Origin of the sequence: Paraburkholderia ginsengisoli NBRC 100965 (genome assembly GCF_000739735.1) — a bacterium.
In the GTDB taxonomy this organism is placed as follows: domain Bacteria; phylum Pseudomonadota; class Gammaproteobacteria; order Burkholderiales; family Burkholderiaceae; genus Paraburkholderia; species Paraburkholderia ginsengisoli.
Genome location: NZ_BBJF01000024.1, coordinates 83,594 through 103,400 on the forward strand (window position 1 = coordinate 83,594; position 19,807 = coordinate 103,400).

Below are 19,807 nucleotides of genomic sequence, written 5' to 3' on the forward strand. Positions count from 1 at the left end.
TACCCGCGTAGCCGGTCCGCTGTCGGCGTCGCAGTCCGCGCAATAGTCAGCGCAAGATCGCGAAAATGATAGCAAGGAACCGGCTACCGCAATTTCTGGAAATAGCTAATCATTCAGGTTGTCGTCTTTCACGCGTTTCGAACGCCGGAGCTACCGTTTCATGGAACACGAATGCGATACGCTGCCGCATTGGCTGACCGGCTCGCCGCAAGGCGAAGCCGGGCACGCGTCGGCAGCATACAAGTCAACGGTGTCCGCACAACCGGCCTACCCGGCCGGCGCGCGGCAGGCCGTGAACTCAGCCCACGCGGCTGATGCATCGAGAGCAGAAACCCGCACCGCGACCGGTGCCGCGCCCAGTGGCTTTCTCACGCTCTTCACCGAGGAGGAGATCGGCACGCCGTCGCCCGCCGCGAGACGGGCCGCGCCGTACATCGGTCCGCTGGGACGATTCGGCAGCGCGCAGGACCGCATCGAATTCGTGCGGCGGCGCATCAGGCAGCTTGGCTTCGACTCGTTCAGCTACACGGCCACGCGCACGTCGTCGCATCACAAGACGATGTTCGTGCTGACCAGCTACGAGTCGCAGACCTGGCTCACGCGCTACTTCCGCGAGCGCTATTTCGAGCTGGACCCGCGCGTCGCGCTCGCGTCGCCGACCGGCATGCCGTTCCTCTGGAACACCGCCGACATGCGCGCCGACCTGCCGCGCGCGCAGATGCGCAGCGAACGCCTCACGGGACTGATCGACATGCTGGAGGCGACCGGCCGCAAAAGCGGGATTCTCACGCAGATGCCGCTACCCGAGCCGGAGCTGAACGCGAGCCTGTGTTTCAACTCGGAGATCGGCAACCCGCGCTGGATGACCGAATCGATCGTGGCCGAAACGCTGATGTTCGCGCACACGATTCACGAGTTCATCTGGACGCACGCGAAGAGCGCGATCGGCATGGCTCCCGAGCAACGGCAGCGCGTCGCGTTGAGCGAGTTGCAGCACGCGGTGCTGAGGGCGGTCGTGCAAGGTCAGCGGGACAAGGAAATCGCCTATTTCCTCGGACTGTCGCCGCATAACGTCGACTATCACCTGCGGCGGTTGCGGCAGTTGTTCAACGTGCGCAATCGCGTACAGTTGATCAATGTCGCGCAGGCGTATGTGTCGTAGTCGAAGGCCGGCGGTCGATGGTGTGACGGCTTTCGCCGTCACACCATCACGTTGCGCAAGCGTGAAGCGAACGGGCACGGCCGAAGGGGAAACGCTCAGCGCGCTTGCGGCTTGCCGCTCGCCCACGGCCCGATGATCTCCTCGATCGCCCGCGCCGCCGACAGCAACGCCGCCTCGCCGCGTACCTTCCCCACGATCTGAATCCCCACTGGCAGACCGCTCGCACTCATCCCGCACGGAATCGCGATGACCGGCAGGCCGGTGAGCGTCAACGCATAAGTGATCGCGAGCCAGTCGATGTAGGTGTCGAAATGCTGGCCGGCCGCTTCGCGGATATCGCGCGCCTCCACCGGAAACGGCAGCACAATCGACGCCGGGCAGATCAGCACGTCGTAACGTTGCAGCAACGCATTCGTCTTGTGGAACAGCTCGGCGCGCGTGCGCTGCGCCGAGCGCATCGCGCGGTTGTCCAGTTGCAGACCGAATTCGATGTTCCAAACCACGTTGGGGTTCAGCACATCGCGGTGCTGCGCGAGCACGTCTTCGTAGTTGGTCGCGTAGGCGATGCCGCGCAGCGTGTGGAACGCCTGCGTCGCCGCGCTCAGATCGAGATCGCTTTCGTCCACGCCGACACCCGCGGCCGCGAGACGGTCCATCGTCTTGCGGCAGAGCGCGAGAATCTCCGGCTCCGCCGTGGCGATGCCGAGCCCCGCGCTGAACGCCACGCGAGCCGGTCGCTTCGGGCTGCGCGCGTGCGCGAGGAATGCACTCCCGGAACCCGCCGAATTCGACGGCGCGCTCAACGACAACGGCGCGCTCGCGACTTCACCGCACATCGCGTCGAGCAACAGCGCCGCGTCGGTGACGTTGCGCGCCATCGGGCCGTGAATGCCGAGCGTGTCGTACGGATTGGCTGCCGGCCCGTACGCGACACGGCCCGGTGTCGGACGCAAACCCACCACGCCGCAGAACGCCGACGGCGTGCGCAGCGAGCCCGCCAGATCGGAGCCCTGCGCGACCCACGCGGTGCCCGACGCCAACGCGGCCGCCGCGCCGCCGGACGAGCCGCCCGCCGAGCGCGACAGGTCCCACGGATTGCGCGTGATGCCGAACACGCTGTTGTACGTATGACCGCCCGAGCCGAACTCCGGCGTGTTCGATTTCGCGTAGACCACGCCGCCGTGCGCTTCGAGCAGCGTCACACCGGCATCGGACGCGGCGGGAATACGGTCGCGATAGACCAGCGAGCCGCGCGTGGTGCGCACGCCCGCGACATCGGTCAGGTCCTTGATCGGCACCGGCAAGCCGCACAACAGGCCGCGTTCGTTCACCGGCTTTTTCAGCAGCGCGTCGGCATGCGCGTGCGCGCGCTCGAAACACAGCGTGGGCAACGCGTTGACCTGCGGTTCAACGCGCTCCACCTGCGCGGCAACGGTGTCGAGCAGGTCATGCGGACTCACTTCCTCTGCGCGCAGTAACTCGACGACATCGCACGCGCTGCGCTCAATCAGACTCAAATCGACGGACATGGTGGCTATCGGCTCCGGGGTGAAGGTGCCCTAGAGTTTCGCACGCCGCGTTCGTCAGCGGCGTGCGGTCCGCATAGGGGCCGCTCAGCTCTTGAGCCGGTAGCCGGTCCTGAAGATCCAGTGGACGATCGCCAGGAACACCAGCAGAAACAGCACGGTCATGCCGAGGCTCAACTCGACGTTCACGTCGGCGAGTCCGAAGAAGCTCCAGCGAAAGCCGCTAACCAGATAGACGATCGGATTGAACAACGTCACGACGCGCCAGAACGGCGGCAGGATGTTGACCGAATAGAAGGTGCCGCCAAGGAAGGTCAGCGGCGTGACGATCAGCAACGGCACGATCTGCAGCTTTTCGAAGCCGTCCGCCCAGATTCCGATGATGAACCCGAGCAGACTGAACGTGACCGCCGTCAGCACCAGAAACAGCACCATCCAGAACGGGTGCTGGATTTGCAACGGCACGAACAGCCCGGCGGTCGCGAGAATGATCAGCCCGAGCAGGATCGACTTGGTGGCCGCCGCGCCCACATAGCTCACGACGATCTCCAGATACGACACCGGCGCCGACAGCAACTCGTAGATCGTGCCGGTGAAGCGCGGAAAGTAAATCCCGAACGACGCGTTCGAAATGCTTTGCGACAGCAGCGACAGCATGATCAGTCCCGGCACGATGAACGCGCCGTAGCTGATGCCGTCCACTTCCTTGATGCGCGAGCCGATCGCCGAGCCGAAGACGACGAAGTACAGCGACGTGGAAATGACCGGCGCAATGATGCTCTGCATCAGCGTGCGCCAGGTGCGCGCCATTTCGAACTTGTAGATCGCGCGCATTGCGTAGATATTCATTGGTCACCTCGGAGCAGACTGACGAAAATGTCTTCGAGCGAACTCTGCGTGGTATGCAGGTCCTTGAAGCGGATGCCGGCGTCGTCGAGCGCCTTGAGCAGCGCGATGATGTCGGTGCGGCCGCCCTCGCCTTCGTAGGTGTAGATCAGTTCATTGCCGTCCTTCGCGACGGCCAGCGCGTAACCGGCGAGAGAGGCCGGCACCTGCGCGAGCGGGCTCTCCAGTTGCAACGTCAGTTGCTTCTTGCCGAGCTTGCGCATCAGCTCCGTCTTCTCTTCGACCAGCATGATCTCGCCCGCGCTGATCACGCCAATACGGTCGGCCATCTGCTCGGCTTCGTCGATGTAGTGCGTGGTGAGGATGATCGTCACGCCGCTTTCGGCGAGCGAGCGCACCAGCTTCCACATGTCGCGCCGCAATTCGACGTCGACGCCGGCGGTCGGTTCGTCGAGGAACAGCACGCGCGGTTCGTGCGAGAGCGCCTTGGCGATCAGCACGCGGCGCTTCATGCCGCCCGACAGCGTGATGATCTTGCTGTCACGCTTCTCCCATAGCGACAGGTCGCGCAGCACCTTCTCGATGTAGGCGGGGTTCTTCGGCTTACCGAAGAGGCCGCGGCTGAACGAGACGGTCGCCCACACGGTTTCGAATGAGTCGGTGGTGAGTTCCTGCGGCACGAGGCCGATCAGCGAACGCGCGCCGCGATAGTCGGCCGCGATGTCGCGGCCGTCCACCGTCACGCTGCCCTCGCTCGCATTGACGATGCCGCAGATGATGCTGATGAGGGTGGTTTTGCCGGCGCCGTTCGGGCCGAGCAATGCAAAGATTTCTCCGCGGTCGATGGCCAGGTTGATGTTTTTGAGTGCGTGAAAACCGCTGGCATAGGTTTTCGACAGATTCGTGACCGAGACGATTGGCTGCATGGAGTCGACGATGGCAGACACCGTTATTGGATTGGAAGGAGCGGCGCGAACAGGCAACCGCACCCGCAATGTAATGGAAAGTGCGAAAGCGTGCAGCGCGGTGCGGCGGGGTAAGCGCTCCGGCAGCACGGCGCGGCTATTTCGCTGCAATGCAAAATAGTTCGGGTTCCGTATCGATTCGGCGAGGGCAATCCGGCGCATCAGATGCAATGGGAGCACGCAGGCCGCCACGGCGCTGCATCGACGATGACGAAGGCACACCGCTTGCGGGGGTTCAGTCACGTGAGCGAAATGTTAAAGGTTAAAGACCGCGGTGCAAGACAGCGCTCGCTGATATCAACCCGATTCTTTGGAGATGAACCATGAAACCCATGACCAGGACAATTTTCGCTTCGGTACTCGTGATGGCGCTGTCGGGCGGCGCCTACGCACAGGCAGGCGGCGGAGCGGGCGGTGGCGGCGGCGCGGGCGGGGCCGGCGGTGCGGGTGCGGGAGGCGGTAACGGCATCGGCGCGGGCGGCGGCACCACGGGCGGCGCGGGCGGGACCGCTACGCCAGGCGTCGGCGCCGGCTCGATGAAGGCGCCGAACAATTCGGGCTACGGCTCGCCGGGCGTGACCGGCACCGGCGGCGGCGTTGGCACCGGCACCGGCGCAACACCCAATAGCCCGTCGATGAACCGTTCGAACGGCGACGCGACCCAGGGCATGAACCACGGCGGCACGCGCGGCGGCACCCCCGATACGATGAACAACGGGACCGGCGGCACGATGCGCAACGGCCAGTAATAAGTGGCCGACAAAGCGGTGATGTGCGTTAACGCGAGATAGAGCGACGAGCTTTGCCGCCTACCTCGACACAGGGCGACGACGCCGATAAAGCGCCGTCGCCCTGTGTCGTTTGGACCGAGGCGCTACGCATTCCAGCAAAAGGTTAGCCTTGCAACCTCGATAGCAGTTTTTGCAAGAACCGCAGGCTGGAGCCAGAGTCCGCGCGCCACTTCAACTTCATGGCACGCAGCGCCACCTCACCTCACGGTGTCGCGCACTCGAAACTGCTCGCGAGATTCGCATTGCCTTTACCGACATAACGCGGAAACAGCGGATAACGGCACAACGGACGCGAGCGCCCATTGGTCGCCGCGGCGATGTCGGTCGCGGTCAGGGTTTCGGGTGACACGCCGCGTGTCACCCAGTTGTCGAGCGCGCCCAATAGATCCACCGACGGCACGAACACGCCGCTGCCGTGCTGAAACCCCGGCACCATGTACAAGCGCATGAAACCGTCGACCCGCGGCGCGCCGAAGCGTTCGATCAGCGCGTCGCGATACGCGATCGTCTGATTGGGGCTGATGACTTCGTCGGCGAGGCCTTGCACGGTGATGAGCTTGCCGCCGTGCGCCATGTAGCGCGACAGGTCCGGGTTCATCGCGCCGATCGTCTGCGAGAGCGCGATCAGTTGCGCGCGATATTTGCCCGGACGTTGCGGGTCGAACTGAAGCGAATCGTAGTCCGCGTCCCGAGCGACGAAGTAGCGGAGGTAGCCGTCGCCTTGCGCGAACAGATAGCCGTTCGCATAGAACGTCGGCACCGGCAGGCGCTCCGGTTGATGCGCGAGCCCAAGCAGCCCGGTCAGACGCGTGCCCTGAAAAACGTTGTAGCCGCGATAGCCGCCGACGTCCCAGGCGAGCCGGTACGGCAACGAGAGCCCGTCGCGCATCACCAGCAACGTAGCGAGTTGCGCGTCGCTCAGGCATTCGTCGTGCGGGCGCGCGGAGCCCGCGCAATGCAGCGATTCGACGATCTCCGCTTCATGCCCGCGGCACGCGGCGACATCGCTGACGATGCCGTCCGCCGCGCCGTCGAGCCGGTCACACGCGGCGAGCGTGCGTTGATACACGCGTTCGAGCAACAGCGGCGGCACGAAGCCGCCGGGCGTCGCGTATTCCGCGCGGCCGAGTTTCACGCCAAGCAGGCGCACGCCGGAAAAATTGAGCGCGGGCGAATTGGCGATCACGCCGTCGTAGTCATCGGGAAAGCGCTGCATGACGGTGTAGCCTTCGCGCCCGCCCGTCGAACCGCCGGCGAAATACATGCGCTGCGGCGGCCGGCCGTACGCGCGCGCAATCAACGCGAGCGCGGCATCGTGGGTCTTCTTCAGATGCGCGTAGCCGAAGTTCGTCACCGCTTCGTCGACGAGGCCGAACACCGCGAGCGACGAATCGCCGACATGTCCCGAGTCATCGCCGAACGTCGCATAGCCTTGCGCAAGCGGCGCGCGATCCGGCGAAAACGGCATCACGCCGGTGCCGCTCACCACGACGCCGTTGTAGCCGCCGCCACCGATCTGCAATGCGCGGCCGTTCCAGCGGCGCGGCAGATTCAGATCGAAACGGATATCGGGCGTGCTCGCCTGGAGCGCCTTGATGCGGCCGGTGATGCGGCAATACTCGCCGCCTTGCTGATTGCCAGGCGCGGTCGCGCGCACCATCACCGCGCTCTCGATCTGCGCGCCGGCGGTCGGCAACGCGATCAGTTCGGGCGGCAGCACCGCGCCCGCGAATTCCGCGCAACGCAGCGCGAGCGGCTCGGTGGACGCGGCCAGCGCGCCATGCGCCGCGAGCCCGAGCAACGCACCGAGCGCGCCGCCGGCGAGCGCGCGCGCATTCCACGTTCGACGCCTACCGCGCCGCCGCACCGTCATCCGTAACCCGCGCCGTTGGCGGGCGCACCCGACTGCTGCCCTTTCCAGCCGCTCCAGCCGCGCGCGATCATCAGCACGGCACCGATCGCGACCAGATCGCCGCCGAGTCCGATCAACACGCCGCGAAATCCATGAAACGTGTGCGGGGTCGCCGTATCGACGATCAACGACACCAGCGTGCCGGCGACGAAACACACGAGCCCGGTGCGGCCCACGGTGACCACTGCGGGCAGCCGGCGGGCGAGCCGCGCGATGCTGCCCATCCGCACGAGTTGCGCGGCGAGCCAGGCAATGACGACGAAGTTGATCACACGATCCACGGACAGGTTCTGTTTAAGCGTGCCGGGCAACGGTTGCATCAGCACGAAGAGTTTGACGATGGCGAACGCCAGCACCGCGACCACCGCGGCGTATGTGAACCAGCGCGCGGTGCGGCTCGCGTGAAAGCACTCGCTGATGGGCTGCACGCGGCACAGTATGCCGAGCACGAACATCAATTGCCATGCAAACGGATTAAAAGCCCAGTCGACCATGTCGTCAATGCTGAATAACGCGGCCAACGGCCGGGCCAGTGCCCAGATCGTCGCGCTCACACCGAGCGCGAGCCAGGGCGAGCGGCGCGCGAGCGGCACCGCGAACGGCACGCACAGCGCGAACATCACGTACATCGGCAGCACGCTCGACAGATACGGTTGACGCCGCAGCACCGCGATATCGAACGCCGAACGCAGCGGTTGATCCACGAAAGGCGCCCAGCCGGTGAGCTCGACCATCGGCGGATTCAGATGCAGCAGCGCAAGCAATGCGCCGGATACGAGCGTCAACACCGCCGTCAGCAGATAGGCGCGATAGATTTCCCAACAACGCCTGACGAAGCGCATCTTCGCGGCGCTCTCGCCACGGCCCGCGAGCACGGCCGTATAAGCCGCCGCCGATGCATAACCGCCGAGGAACACGAACACTTCCGCCGAATCGCACAGCGCATACGCGTGCAACATCAGATGCGACAGCGTACTGCCGGGAATGTGGTCCAGCACGATGACGATCAGCACGACGCCCCGGAAGAAATCCACTTCGATCGAACGCCCCCCACGGGGGTTTCCTTCGGGACGACCGCGACGAATTTCCATTCGGGTTCTCGCAGAATGGCGCGCGCGGCGCGCCGGAAGAGACGCTCGTGAAGCCGCTATGAGGCGGTCATGAAGCGCCGTTGTTCGTAGGAACACGCCCAGAATAATTTGTTCCGGCCGGCCTCGTGCGCGCCGCCGGCGCGCGCTGACAACCGGCCTTTAATCGCGTCGCGCACGACGGCCGACTGAAATCGCGCTGTCGGCGTGCGGTAATACTGAGTCATTGTGTCTTCGCTTTCCGGCACATTCGTCGGCAAGTTTTGCGACTTTCGCGTGGGCGTGGCGAGCACGGTCGGCAATCGGCGAGGAAAAAAAATCGCTGGGCACGCGAGGCGATTTTTTTCGCTTTTTTTCATCGTACGATGTTTGCATGCTTGCCCGCCGGCGCTCGCCTGCCTCTGTCGCGCGATGCGCTCTACCGGCGGCGGCCACTCATGTGGACCGGACACGCCGCCGGCCGATCCTCCATCGGCCGGCGCGCCTGGCGTCATAACGACGCCATCTTTTTGCCGCGCCCGGCTGCGCCGTCGACGGCACGCTCCGGTCCTTCCACTACCGCCCTGAACGGCTGCGCGTCGCGCGCGGCCTTCGCTCTGGAAGACAAGCACATGAACAACAGGATCGCCGGCTTCGACGGATTGCGCGCCATCGCAGTGCTGATGGTGTTTTTTCAGCACCGCCTGTTTGGCGATATCGGCGAGATCGGTCACCTCGGCGTGTGGATCTTCTTCGCGCTGAGCGGCTTTCTGATCATCGGCATTCTGTCGACGCAACGCGCGCGCATCGAAGCGGGCGCGAGCCGCTTCGGCGCCGAGCTCAAGCGCTTCCTGTTTCGACGGACCCTGCGCATCTTTCCGATCTACTACCTGATGCTGGTGGTGATGTGCGTGCTGATGGCGTTCGGCTTCGCGAGTCCCGAACTCGCGAGCGGCATGCCGTTTCATTTCGCGTATCTGTCGAACATCTGGATCGGCTCCGTGCTGCGTTACTGGCCGGGGCGCTACTCGCATTTGTGGAGTCTCGCGATCGAGGAGCAGTTTTATCTCGTGGTGGCGCCGCTGTTGCTGCTGGTCGCCGTGCAGCGGCATCGCGTGGTGTGCTGGACGATCGTCGCGCTTGGACTGGGCTCACTGCTGGCGATGCGCGCCGCGCATTGGGACGAAATCACGATCTACACGCATCCGTTGAGCAACTTCTGGTTGCTGGCGCTGGGCGGCATCGGCGGCCTGATGATCGCGCACGAACGGAGCCGCGTGCGGGCGTGGCTGGGCCACGGCGTCACATTGTGTGCGGTGAGTCTCGCGCTAGTGATTTTGTGTGCGACCGAACCGCGATGGAGCGAGCTGGACAGTTCGCTGCTGTTCACCGCGATCAGCGCGTCATACGGCGTCTGCATCGCGGCGCTGGTAGCGTCGGTTGCATGCTGCCGCAACGCCGTAGTGATCGGGCTGCTCGAAACGCGCTGGCTGGTGAGCTTTGGACGCATCAGCTACGGCTTCTATCTCTATCACAACCTGATTCCGGACCTGACGCGCAACCATCGCGCTGCGGCGTTCTTCGGCGGCACCGTGCCGATGTGGGCGCACGCGGCGGGCATCGCCGCGTCGTTCGCGATCTCGCTGACGATTGCGACGCTGTCGTGGCGGCTGATCGAAGAGCCGATTCTTCGGCTGAAGACAAGGCGGCCGACGCCGGCCGCCCGTTCCGTTTCAATGCCGACGCACCCGCACACAACCCTCGCGCCGCGCAGCGAGCGCACGTTGCGCGAGGACAGCACCGCATCGGACACCGTGTGAGCAATCAAGCAAGGACACGTTTTTAGCTGGCACGGCGCCGCACGCTGCGAAGGTGAATGGACTGTGGGAACGCGCATTGCTGCTCTCTGGTTCTACCTCATCACCGGAGAACGTCGTGGCAAACATGGCAAATTCCCCGAATCAGCATGACGAGCCCGAGCGCCGGCCCGACGAAGACCCCGGCAGCCCGCCCACCGAAGTCTCCAAGCCGCTCGGCGATGCAATTCCGACGCCGGTCGAGCCGGGCCTCGATCAACCTTTGCCGCATAAGGGCGAGACACCCGCCCCGAGGAAAGACGAGGACGACGGCACCCCGTTAGGCGATACCGACACGCCGCCGGGTGTGCCTGAGCCTGGGCCATCCGATTTCGCGTAACGGGGCGGCGGTGTGAAATCCGCCTTCAATCGGTCCCGATGAGCGCGCGGCCAGAAAGGGTCCGCGCTCATCGTGCACGTCGTTGTGCTGGCTGCGCTGCCTGCATTCACATTCAATGAGCGTTGCACTCATTGGATTGAAACCGAGTCGAAACCGAACGTTCAAAGACTGCGCTCAATCCTCAAGCCGCAGCCGGCTCGTGAACGATCTTGAGCGTGCTCTTGTGTTCCTTGATCAACCGATAAACCGTTTCGCCCGGCACGGTCTCCTGCTCGAGCAGTTCGTCGGCAATCGCGCGCAGCACCGGTTCATACGCCTGCAACAGGTTGTAGCAAAGCTCGTTCAACTCCTTGAGGAGCACGTTCGCATGCTCGATCGCGCTCTTCATCTGCAGACCCGCGTATTGCGACGGCAGCGCCGCGAGGCTGAACAGATTGCCGTCGCTGTTGAAGCCGAACTTCGACACCATGTCGAGACTGATCCGCGACGCTTCCTGCAAATCCGACGCGGCGCCGCTCGATGCTTCGGAGAACGTGAGAATTTCGGCATTGCGCCCGCCGAGCAGCACCTGAATCTCGTTGCGGATTTCGGTCTCGCGATACAGGTGCTTGTCCTGCGCCTTGGTGATGAGCGCGACGCCCAACGCGCCGCCGCGCGGCAGGATCGTGACCTCTTCCAGCACGCCGGTGCCCAGCAGCGCGGCGACGAGGCCATGCCCTGCTTCATGCACCGCGATGCGCGTGCGTTCGTCTTCGCTGAGCGCGCGCTCGGCGCCGCTCACATCGCCGATGCGCGCAATCTTGATCGCTTCCATGAAATGCTTCGCCGCGATTTCGGTGTCGCCCGCTTTACGCGCGACGAGCCCCGCCTGGTTTACCACCATCGCGACGGTGGCCGGCGAGAGGCCCGTGGTCAGACGCGCGAGCTGGTCGTAGTCGATATCCGCGGCCTTCGACTTCAGCTTCTCCGCGTAGAAGCGGAAAATCTTCGCGCGGTCTTCGCGATCGGGCAAACGAACCTGCACGGTGCGATCGAAACGGCCCGGCCGGCGCAACGCTTCGTCGAGATTGTCGGGGTGATTGGTCGCCGCGACGATGATGACGCCTTCGTTCGAAGCGAAGCCATCCATTTCCGCGAGCAACTGGTTGATGATGCGGTTACTCTCGGCTTCGACCGGACCCCCGCCGGTGTCGGTGCGTTTCGCAAGGCCGTCGGCTTCGTCGATGAAGATCACCGTGGGCGCGTTCTTGCGCGCCAGTTCGAACAGATGCTTGACCTTCTGGATGCCGACTCCGTAGTACTTCGCGCTGAAATAGCTGCCCGTGATCGAGATGAAACTCGCGCCGCATTCGCCGGCCAGCGCCTGCGCGAGCCGCGTCTTGCCGACGCCCGGGCCGCCCACCATCAAAATGCCGCACGGCGCGCGCACGCCCATCGACGTGAACTGCTTCGGGTCCGACAGATAGCCGCGAATGTCCGCGAGCGCGGCCTTCGCTTCGCCTGCGCCGATCACATCGTCGAAACGCAACGCGGGCGTCTCGCTGAGCAGCTTCGCGCCACCCTTCATTTCGCGCCGCATGAACCACACCATGCCGCCGACCAGCAGCAGCGGCAGCAACACGCTGATGGCGTCGCGCAGATGGTCGAACGCCGCTGTCAGGCGCGCGCCGTCCGTGCGGATGTCCGCATCGGGCAGCCACACGAGTTGATACGGGGCGGCCTCGCCGGACCTCGGCTCGCCAAGCAGCAGCGCGTGCGAGAACGTTGCGTTGTGGTCGGTGACGAAGTACTTCGCGCCATCGCGCGTCGACACGAGGATCGCGCTCGGGCTCACGCCGATCGCGGCGACGTTCGCGTCGTGAATGTCGCGCAGCATCTCCGACGCATCTTTCTCCTCGCGCGTCCAGGCGGACGGATCGTGGCGCATCTGGCTCGCGACGCCGGTCAGCGCTGGCGCTCCCTGCGCCGCACGCTGCCGGGAATGCCAGACGCCCAATGTGAGCAATACCGCGATCAACACCGCCATCATCGCGACGGCGACTCTGCGTGTGCGTCTTTTCTCAAGCGAATTATTTCCCGGCTTCATGAGTCACTTCCAAAAACGGGCTCGAAAACAAGCCCCGATACCTAGTCGAAATCAGAGAGCTGGACTGTGGCGGAGGAAATCGGCTGAGGCGAAAACACCACGCGTGCCAGGAAGACAGGACAACCAGGCATGCGTCCCTTTTTGCCGCATTCACCAGGGACAGTATGGGTGTGAACGCGTGTTCCAATTCGCGGAAAAGGCCTGTTTCTGCCGTCTATCCGGCGTTTCAGGCTGCCGGAAGCGGCGAACAGGCGAAGATTTGCGAGGCATTGCACCACTGCTCCGGCGCACAGTTTATCAGCGTTAAATTCATTGCGTATTTTGAATTCCTATATTTAACCGCACCCCATTTAAAACCGGTCAGAGTTACTTGAATATGATTTTATTTAAATGCCTACCGGCGCCGGGTTAAATAAGAAATAGCCGTCAAACGAGCGTGCGATTTTTCTTTGTGTCCAAAGGAAGGCGCAGCCGATGCCGGTCGATTTGTGAACGAGGGGAAGGTGCGGGACCGGCTCGACCTTATTTCGAGGCCGCCGGCGCAGCGGCGTGGAGTCACGCCGCGGAAGTCGTTACGTCAGGGCTGATGAGCGACGGGCCTCTGGGGGCCCGTTCGCATCATCGCCACTTCTCTCAGGTCCTACGATTTTTACTGTCGATGCAGATCCCCATCGATGGCCGTCCTCTGCTCTCCTTTGCTATCCGGCCCTCGCATTTCTTCCACCGGCTCAGGCGGCCGTGTGCCGCTTCGCGCCGATCCGCGCATCGCTGGCCAGCCGCTCCAGCAGCCTCGCCGTTCGCGTTCGCTGACTCGCGATCAGCTCGTGCGTCTCTTCCAATGCGCGGACCCGCTTTTCCCAATACTCATGGTCGAACGCATGCAGCACGTCCGCTGCGTGTCCTCGCGAGACGTACTCGACCATGTTCTCGATATGTTCCAACTGGCTGTCCACCAGATTGGCCGGACGCCGCCCGCCGCTTTGCGCGGTCGGTTGCTTGCTCGTGCCGCTCATCTTTCACACCCCGTGTATGCCTGTCGGCAAAGTGTGGACTTCGCTTCCGTTGCGCCATGCCTGGCTGGCCGGCGCTTTGCTGCGCAGTGGCGGTTTCCCGACAGGGCAAGCGACGCCATCGGCGGCACCCTCGGTGAAAGCGACCTGCAATCTAATCGTGCGACGATATCCCAAGTTGCCTGGGACGCTTTACCATACGTCTCAATATTGGCCGCGCGGCGCAAAAAAACTCCGTTTGCCCAGCCGCTCGCCGCCGTTCCGTCGCCGAACCGCCCTATTTGCCTGCCGCAACGGATTCATGAACCATCGTTCACTCCCGCCGCATCTGGCCGCGGCAACCGCCGCCGATTCGCGCTCGATCATGTCGACGAGCCGTTTCAGCACGCGCGGACTCGCGGCCAGCGAGCAGTTCCTCGCGTGGCGTCAGCGCGTGGGACATGTGGTCGACGCGCCGCCGTCGAAGGAGCAACTTGCCGGCGGCTTTCACGGGGAAATCGATCTGTATGCGGTCGGCGGCATGATGCTGACGGACTGCCGCACCGATCAGATGCGGCTGGAACGCTCGGTGGCGCGCGTGTCCACGGATCAGCGGCGCGATTACGTGTTCCAGTTGTTCGTCGAGGGCGAGGTCGGCCACGTGACCGGCATGCGCAGGAAGCGCAGCGATCCGGGCTCGGTGCAAGGCATCGTCGCGTTCGATCTGAACCAGCCGTTTCGCGCCGAACGCCCCAGGTGCCGCCTGCTGAGCCTCTTCGTGCCGGCGACGTTGGTCGACGAGGGCTTGCGCGATGGCGCCGGGATTCACGGCCGCATCGTCCAGAAAGAGGCGCCGCTGGCCGGCCTCCTGCTCGACCACCTGGCGGCGCTCGCGCGCGACATCCCGCTGCTCGATCCAGCCGCCGCAACCGACGCGCTGCACGCGGGCGCGCAATTGCTGGTCGCCGCGTTCCGCAAGGCCGCGCATCTGAGCGGCGCGGACCGCGCCGCGCTGCAAGCCGCGCTGATGGGACAAGTGCGCCGCCACGTCGAAGCCAACCTGCATCAGCCTGACCTCACGCCGACCAGCGTGGTTCAGGCGCTGCAACTGAAGCGCGCGACGATCTATCGCTGGTTCGAGCACGAGGGCGGGCTCGGCGCTTATATCCGCAATCGCCGGTTGCGCGAAGCTGCCGACGAGCTGGTCCGTTTCCCGCAGCGCCAGGTGGCGGAGATCGCTTACGGACTCGGGTTCAAAAGCCCATCCGATTTCAACCGCGCGTTTCGCCGCGCGTTCGACCTGAGTCCGCAGGATCTGCGCGCCTGCGCGCTGGACTTGCAGCGTCGCGAGCCGGCGTAGCTGTTGGGGTTCATGTAGCGCTGAGGTCGCTTGACCGGTTGTCGCGGAGGTTCAGGCCGCCGCGTTCGTGGCAATTCGAACTGGCGATGCGTTGAACAGAGAGGTGTCCATCGCGATCTGCCGATCTGCCGCGCGTGGTCTCGTGACGCGACCGCGGAATCCAGCAGAAGACGTGGGTGCTTCCATCAATGAAGCTCCCCTAACGGGCAGTTCAGCGGAGGCGCGGCAGCGCCTCCGCTGCAATACGTTGTCAGGCGTCACTCACCGTGCCCTTTGCGCCGGAGTACAACATGGGTGGCTTTCTCCGATGCAACGAACTGAACGCATTCGTATCCCTGAGCGCGTGCGTCAATCCCCTCGAACAGTCGCTCTCCCCCGCCCAGCAGGACCGGCGAAATAGCGACGTGCAACTCGTCGATGAGGCCCGCCCGAAGATACTGCTGGATAGTGTCAGCCCCGCCGCCAATGCGCACGTCCATTCCGTTGGCTGCGTCGCGCGCCCGCTCAAGCGCCTCGTGAATACCGCCTGTGACGAAGTAGAACGTCGTTCCGCCTTCCATCTGGATAGGTGCGCGCGCGTGATGAGTCAAGATGAAAGTTGGAACGTGATAGGGCGGGCTGTCCCCCCACCATCCTTTCCAGTTCATGTCGGGCCAGGGACCACGAATCGGGCCGAACATGTTTCTTCCGAGAATCCAGGCGCCAACATTCTTGAAGCCCCGCGCGGCGAAGTCGTCATCGATCCCTGTTGTGCCACCGTCGGCGCCAAAGAGCATCCGTTGGAACGTGCGTGTCGGGATTAACCACTGATGCAAATCAGTCCCGCCCACGCCGAGCGGATTCCTGATGTCCTGATCCGGACCAGCTCCGTATCCGTCAAGCGAGATGGTAAAGCCCTCAACTCGGACGCGTGTCATTTCATGCCCTCCTTTCGTTTGACGTCAGACGGGATGTCAACTGCAAGACGTGCGGCTTATATCTGTCACTGCGGGATGCATGGCCATGATAAAACGCCTGTGCCGACGCCGCCGAATACCGTTCTCGACAGATTCTCCGTCCCGGCGGGCATCATCCGTCCGTCGAAACGGTGGTCGCCTCCCACGCACCGATTTCAACGTTCAATGCCGACAACTTGTCTCGAACGAGCCCGAGCGCGTCGCTACCGAGCAATAGATGTGTGGGCGGATGATCCGCTGCCATGACGGCCAGCATCGCGCGCGCCGCTTTCCGGGGATCTCCCGATTGCTTGCCGCTTTTTTCCTCGCGGGCCTGGCGGATAGGATTGAAGATATCGTCGTAATCCGAGATCGAGCGGGGGGTGCGCGTCATCGAGCGACCTGCCCAGTCGGTGCGAAATGAGCCCGGCGCCAGGGCCGTTACGGCAATACCGAAGGGCTTGACCTCTTTGCCGAGTGCCTCGGAGATGCCCTCCAACGCAAACTTGCTCCCACAGTAATAAGCGATTCCCGGCATGGTGATGTAGCCGCCCATCGACGTGATATTCAGAATGTGGCCGCGGCGGCGCTGACGCATGAACGGCAGCACGGCCTTCATCATGGCGACCGCGCCAAATACATTCACATCGAACTGCTGGCGCATTTCCGAGAGCGGCGATTCCTCCATGATGCCCTCGTGGCCGTAGCCGGCATTGTTGACCAGCACATCGATTGGTCCAATGTCAGCCTCGATTTCCGCCACGACGCCGTCGATCGCGTCGAAGTCGGTCACGTCGAGCACACGCCCCCAGGCGGCATGCTCGGATAGGGACTCGAATTCACGCTTTGCCTGCGCGCTTCTCACCGTGCCGACGACCTTGTGACCCACCGCCAGCGCTTCCTGTGCGAGTGCGCGGCCAAAACCGCTGCTAACGCCGGTGATGAGTAGAGTTTTGCTCGATGCCATTGAAGCTTCTCCCGGATGTCGATTGGAGAGTGCATGCTAATCTGATGGACGAGCCAAGCTAAGCGGAATTCCGCTGATTTTCTTGCATAAAACTATGAACACGTCACGCGCTTCCACCCAGCCTCCGGCTTTATCCTCGCAAAGCCAGAAACGCATGGTTGCCCTGCTGCACGCGTTGGCGCCCGACGAGGGCTACAACCTGACCGCACTCCCAAGCGTTCGCATCTTGCGGTCGAACCGGGCGCTATCGCGCACCCCGGTTCTGTACGACCCAGGTATCGTGATCGTCTGCCAGGGCCGCAAGCGAGGTTATTTCGGCGATCGGCTCTACCTGTACGACGAGCGTCACTATCTGGCGGTGTCCGTGCCAGTGCCGTTCAGCATGGAGACCGACGCAACCGAGGAGCGCCCACTGCTCGCGCTGTATTTGCACCTCGATTTCGCATTGGCCGCCGAACTTGCGGAGCGGATCGACCGCGAAGGCGTGGCGCGGCGCGCACCAGCACCTCAGAGCATGATGTCGACGCCGATGGATGACGCGATGCAAGCGTCCGTGCTGCGCTTTCTCGAGGCGATGCATCGGCCGCTCGAAGCCGCTGTGTTGGGCGCAGGGCTGCTGCGTGAACTGTATTTCCGGGTGCTGACCGGCGCCCAGGGAAGCTCGTTGCGCGAGGCCTTGGCGATGCGAGGACAGTTCGGGCAGATAGGCCGCTCACTCCGCGTGATTCATGCAAGCTATGCGCAGCCTCTCGACGTAAAGCAACTGGCCCACGAAGCGGGTATGAGCATCCCGAGTTTCCACAGCCACTTCAAGGCCATTACGCAGGTGTCGCCGATGCAATACGTGAAGTCGACCCGCCTTCATCAGGCTCGCCTGTTAATGGTGCGCGAGGCGTTGACCGCAGAGGCCGCGGGACACGCGGTGGGTTACACGAGCCCGTCTCAGTTCAGCAGGGAATTCAAGCGTCTGTTTGGCTTGACGCCGGCCGCAGAGGCTAAGCGTATGCGTGAGAGCTTCGCAATCCCCGCAGCATTCGCTGATACGGCTTATGTCTCGTCGCACTGAATTGCGCGCGGTTCGATTTGATCGCAGATCGGTGATCGGACATCCACGAATGTGCGTCTCGACGGCGAGAAGCAGGCGCCCACAACATCGTCATGGCGGACGGATACCGGCCGATCAGTGTCGCTAACGTGGTTCGTCCGACCAGGACATCAATGCTTTGCGCGAGAAGGGTCGTTCATATCGGCCACTCAATCCTGAGAGGCGATCGAACTCCGACTAGCCCGGCTTCCTTTACAGAACTGCGTGCTCGCAGCCGCGCGTGGCGACCGTTTTTGGGGTCGCTTGTGTTTGGTCTGGATACGCTAGGTTTAGACGAATCTCGACATTGCCGTGTGCTACTTTCCCTACACGGGCGCACGCGGCCGGGCCCGGTTTGCCTCCCCTATGTTGGCCCATCGTTTTGCCCTCACGCAGAAAGGTGACCTATGAGCCATGCTGCCAGATCTGCGCGCGTCAAGCGCGCGGCCCGCCGCCGCCCGATCCGAAACACCTGGCTCGCGGTAGGCCTCTCGCTGCCAGGGCTGTTTGCCGAACAGCCAAGTTTCGCGGCGGGAATCCTGCCACAAGGCGGCCATTATGTCGCGGGTTCGGGAAGCATCGCCCAGCACGGTGCGAACCTGAGCATCACGCAATCCGGCTCGCGGGGCATCATCGAGTGGAACAGTTTTTCGATCGGATCGGGCCACAAGGTGTCGATCGACAACGGCACGGGCGCCACACTCAATCGCGTGACCGGTAACGATCTCTCGGCGATCTATGGCTCGCTGACGGGCACCGGCAGTGTCTATCTTGTCAATCCGAATGGCGTGCTCATCGGACCAGGCGGCGTGGTGTCGACGGGCACGCGCTTCGTCGCTTCGACACTGGATGTCTCCAACAATGATTTTCTCAATCCCCCTCTGTACGGTGGAGCGTCGTACACAGGCAGTTCTACGGCGAATGTGGTCAATCTCGGCAAGATCAGTTCGTCGGGCGGGGACGTCTTTCTCATATCGGCCAACGAGGTCAAGAACTCAGGGAAAATCGATGCGCCGAACGGCAATGCCGAACTCGCCGTGGGTCGTAAGGTGTCGTTATCCGACGGCAAGTATCAGCAGGTCTTCGTGGACGTGGGAAGCGGCGGCACGGTGACGAACTCAGGCGCCGTGCAGGCGGCGCTGATCAACCTGCAAGCGGCCGACGGCAATATCTTCGCGCTTGCGGGCCGTTCAGCCGCGCTGCGGGCCACAGGCACTGCGACGCGCAACGGCCACGTGTGGCTCGTCGCGAACACGGTCGACCAGGCCGGCAACCTCGTCGCCGGCAATGTCGATGCGAGCGGGGCGCGGATCAGTGCGCGCAATGCGGACGGCAGCGGCGGCATCGTTGATATGGCGGGCGGGAGCGTCAAGGTCGGTGGCGCAGATGTTCAGGCGAAAGCGTGGAATATCACCGCCGGAGATTTCAACCGCCGATGCCAGCACGGCCAGCGCCCTCGTCGCAAGTCTGAGCCGTGGCGCGTCGATCACCGTGGACGCGATCGGCGCCGACGGCAAGTATGGTGCGAACGGCGAGGGAGACATCGCGGTGCAGTCGAGCGTGCGCTGGCAAGGGGCCGCGTCGCTGACGCTCAATGCGGCGCACTCGCTGACTATCGCACCGCAGGCGAACATCGCCAATACGGGCGCCGGCTCTCTCACGCTGTCCGCCGATAGTCACGGATTTGACAACGGCGGCAGCGTGCTCAATCTCGGCACGGTCGACTGGTCACGTAGTACGGGTATCGTCGTGGCGCTTTACGACAGGAACGGCAGCTACACGCGTGGCGACGTCCGCACCAACCCATCCTGGAGCCCTACGCCGTTCAGCGGGCTCGTGACGCAGTTCACGGCTTATCAGCTTGTGAACTCCATGGCAGATCTGAGCGCGGTGAATAACAACCTCGCCGGGAATTACGCAT

The 19,807-nt window shown here is 63.6% G+C and carries 17 protein-coding genes; 7 read left to right on the top strand and 10 right to left on the bottom strand.

Going from position 1 to position 19,807, the window contains the following annotated elements:
• Positions 1-160 precede the first annotated feature (160 nt).
• On the top strand, positions 161-1,162 hold the full coding sequence (locus BGI01S_RS26775) for a helix-turn-helix transcriptional regulator (protein ID WP_042329426.1): 1,002 nt from the start codon (positions 161-163) through the stop codon (positions 1,160-1,162).
• Positions 1,163-1,257: 95 nt separating this feature from the next.
• On the opposite strand, the gene BGI01S_RS26780 is transcribed toward BGI01S_RS26775, so the two are convergent.
• The 3 genes from BGI01S_RS26780 to BGI01S_RS26790 all read right to left on the bottom strand — a co-directional run bounded on the left by BGI01S_RS26780 (position 1,258) and on the right by BGI01S_RS26790 (position 4,460).
• Positions 1,258-2,691 carry an amidase gene (locus BGI01S_RS26780; RefSeq protein WP_042329362.1) on the bottom strand — a complete coding sequence of 478 codons (1,434 nt, stop codon included), beginning with the start codon at positions 2,689-2,691 and terminating at the stop codon, positions 1,258-1,260.
• Positions 2,692-2,775: 84 nt separating this feature from the next.
• A complete protein-coding gene (locus BGI01S_RS26785) occupies positions 2,776-3,537 on the bottom strand; it encodes an ABC transporter permease (RefSeq protein ID WP_042329364.1) in 762 nt (253 codons plus the stop codon).
• The gene (locus tag BGI01S_RS26790) at positions 3,534-4,460 is read right to left on the bottom strand and encodes an ABC transporter ATP-binding protein (protein ID WP_042329365.1); all 927 of its coding nucleotides are present in this window, start codon (positions 4,458-4,460) and stop codon (positions 3,534-3,536) included. The genes BGI01S_RS26785 and BGI01S_RS26790 overlap by 4 nt, the downstream gene beginning before the upstream one ends.
• 362 nt (positions 4,461-4,822) lie before the next feature.
• On the opposite strand from BGI01S_RS26790, the gene BGI01S_RS30400 reads away from it, so the two are divergent.
• Positions 4,823-5,248, top strand: a complete 426-nt coding sequence (locus BGI01S_RS30400; protein ID WP_042329366.1) for a hypothetical protein — start codon at positions 4,823-4,825, stop codon at positions 5,246-5,248.
• 244 nt (positions 5,249-5,492) lie between these two features.
• Here BGI01S_RS30400 and BGI01S_RS26800 read toward each other — a convergent pair whose 3' ends face one another.
• From BGI01S_RS26800 to BGI01S_RS26810, 3 genes are read right to left on the bottom strand one after another with little or no spacing between them, the layout of a single operon-like run.
• Positions 5,493-7,163 carry a tannase/feruloyl esterase family alpha/beta hydrolase gene (locus BGI01S_RS26800; RefSeq protein WP_042329367.1) on the bottom strand — a complete coding sequence of 557 codons (1,671 nt, stop codon included), beginning with the start codon at positions 7,161-7,163 and terminating at the stop codon, positions 5,493-5,495.
• The gene (locus tag BGI01S_RS26805) at positions 7,160-8,293 is read right to left on the bottom strand and encodes an OpgC domain-containing protein (RefSeq protein ID WP_042329368.1); all 1,134 of its coding nucleotides are present in this window, start codon (positions 8,291-8,293) and stop codon (positions 7,160-7,162) included. Before BGI01S_RS26805 ends, BGI01S_RS26800 begins: the two co-directional genes overlap by 4 nt.
• A 56-nt stretch (positions 8,294-8,349) precedes the next feature.
• The gene (locus tag BGI01S_RS26810) at positions 8,350-8,649 is read right to left on the bottom strand and encodes a hypothetical protein (protein WP_042329369.1); all 300 of its coding nucleotides are present in this window, start codon (positions 8,647-8,649) and stop codon (positions 8,350-8,352) included.
• A gap of 252 nt (positions 8,650-8,901) precedes the next feature.
• On the opposite strand from BGI01S_RS26810, the gene BGI01S_RS26815 reads away from it, so the two are divergent.
• Together BGI01S_RS26815 and BGI01S_RS29850 are read left to right on the top strand one after the other, a co-directional pair.
• Positions 8,902-10,089 (top strand): acyltransferase family protein, encoded by a 1,188-nt coding sequence (locus BGI01S_RS26815; RefSeq protein WP_042329428.1) that lies wholly within the window; start codon positions 8,902-8,904, stop codon positions 10,087-10,089.
• Positions 10,090-10,213: 124 nt separating this feature from the next.
• The gene (locus BGI01S_RS29850) at positions 10,214-10,465 is read left to right on the top strand and encodes a hypothetical protein (RefSeq protein ID WP_084585512.1); all 252 of its coding nucleotides are present in this window, start codon (positions 10,214-10,216) and stop codon (positions 10,463-10,465) included.
• Between the two features lie 181 nt (positions 10,466-10,646).
• Here BGI01S_RS29850 and BGI01S_RS26820 read toward each other — a convergent pair whose 3' ends face one another.
• Complete coding sequence (locus BGI01S_RS26820; RefSeq protein ID WP_042329370.1) at positions 10,647-12,551, bottom strand: AAA family ATPase; 1,905 nt, start codon at positions 12,549-12,551, stop codon at positions 10,647-10,649.
• Positions 12,552-13,279: 728 nt separating this feature from the next.
• Positions 13,280-13,564: a hypothetical protein gene (locus BGI01S_RS26825; RefSeq protein ID WP_042329372.1), complete on the bottom strand. Its 285-nt coding sequence runs from the start codon at positions 13,562-13,564 to the stop codon at positions 13,280-13,282.
• Positions 13,565-13,862: 298 nt separating this feature from the next.
• On the opposite strand from BGI01S_RS26825, the gene BGI01S_RS26830 reads away from it, so the two are divergent.
• Positions 13,863-14,900 (top strand): helix-turn-helix domain-containing protein, encoded by a 1,038-nt coding sequence (locus BGI01S_RS26830; RefSeq protein ID WP_042329373.1) that lies wholly within the window; start codon positions 13,863-13,865, stop codon positions 14,898-14,900.
• A 257-nt stretch (positions 14,901-15,157) separates the two neighbouring features.
• On the opposite strand, the gene BGI01S_RS26835 is transcribed toward BGI01S_RS26830, so the two are convergent.
• Both BGI01S_RS26835 and BGI01S_RS26840 read right to left on the bottom strand, forming a co-directional pair.
• Positions 15,158-15,817 carry a dihydrofolate reductase family protein gene (locus tag BGI01S_RS26835; RefSeq protein ID WP_042329374.1) on the bottom strand — a complete coding sequence of 220 codons (660 nt, stop codon included), beginning with the start codon at positions 15,815-15,817 and terminating at the stop codon, positions 15,158-15,160.
• A gap of 151 nt (positions 15,818-15,968) precedes the next feature.
• Positions 15,969-16,802: an oxidoreductase gene (locus BGI01S_RS26840; RefSeq protein WP_042329375.1), complete on the bottom strand. Its 834-nt coding sequence runs from the start codon at positions 16,800-16,802 to the stop codon at positions 15,969-15,971.
• A 154-nt stretch (positions 16,803-16,956) separates the two neighbouring features.
• Between BGI01S_RS26840 and BGI01S_RS26845 the strand changes: the two genes are divergently transcribed.
• Positions 16,957-17,868 carry an AraC family transcriptional regulator gene (locus BGI01S_RS26845; protein WP_408638634.1) on the top strand — a complete coding sequence of 304 codons (912 nt, stop codon included), beginning with the start codon at positions 16,957-16,959 and terminating at the stop codon, positions 17,866-17,868.
• A 425-nt stretch (positions 17,869-18,293) separates the two neighbouring features.
• Complete coding sequence (locus tag BGI01S_RS31335) at positions 18,294-19,562, top strand: two-partner secretion domain-containing protein (protein ID WP_322786974.1); 1,269 nt, start codon at positions 18,294-18,296, stop codon at positions 19,560-19,562.
• Positions 19,563-19,807 lie beyond the last annotated feature (245 nt).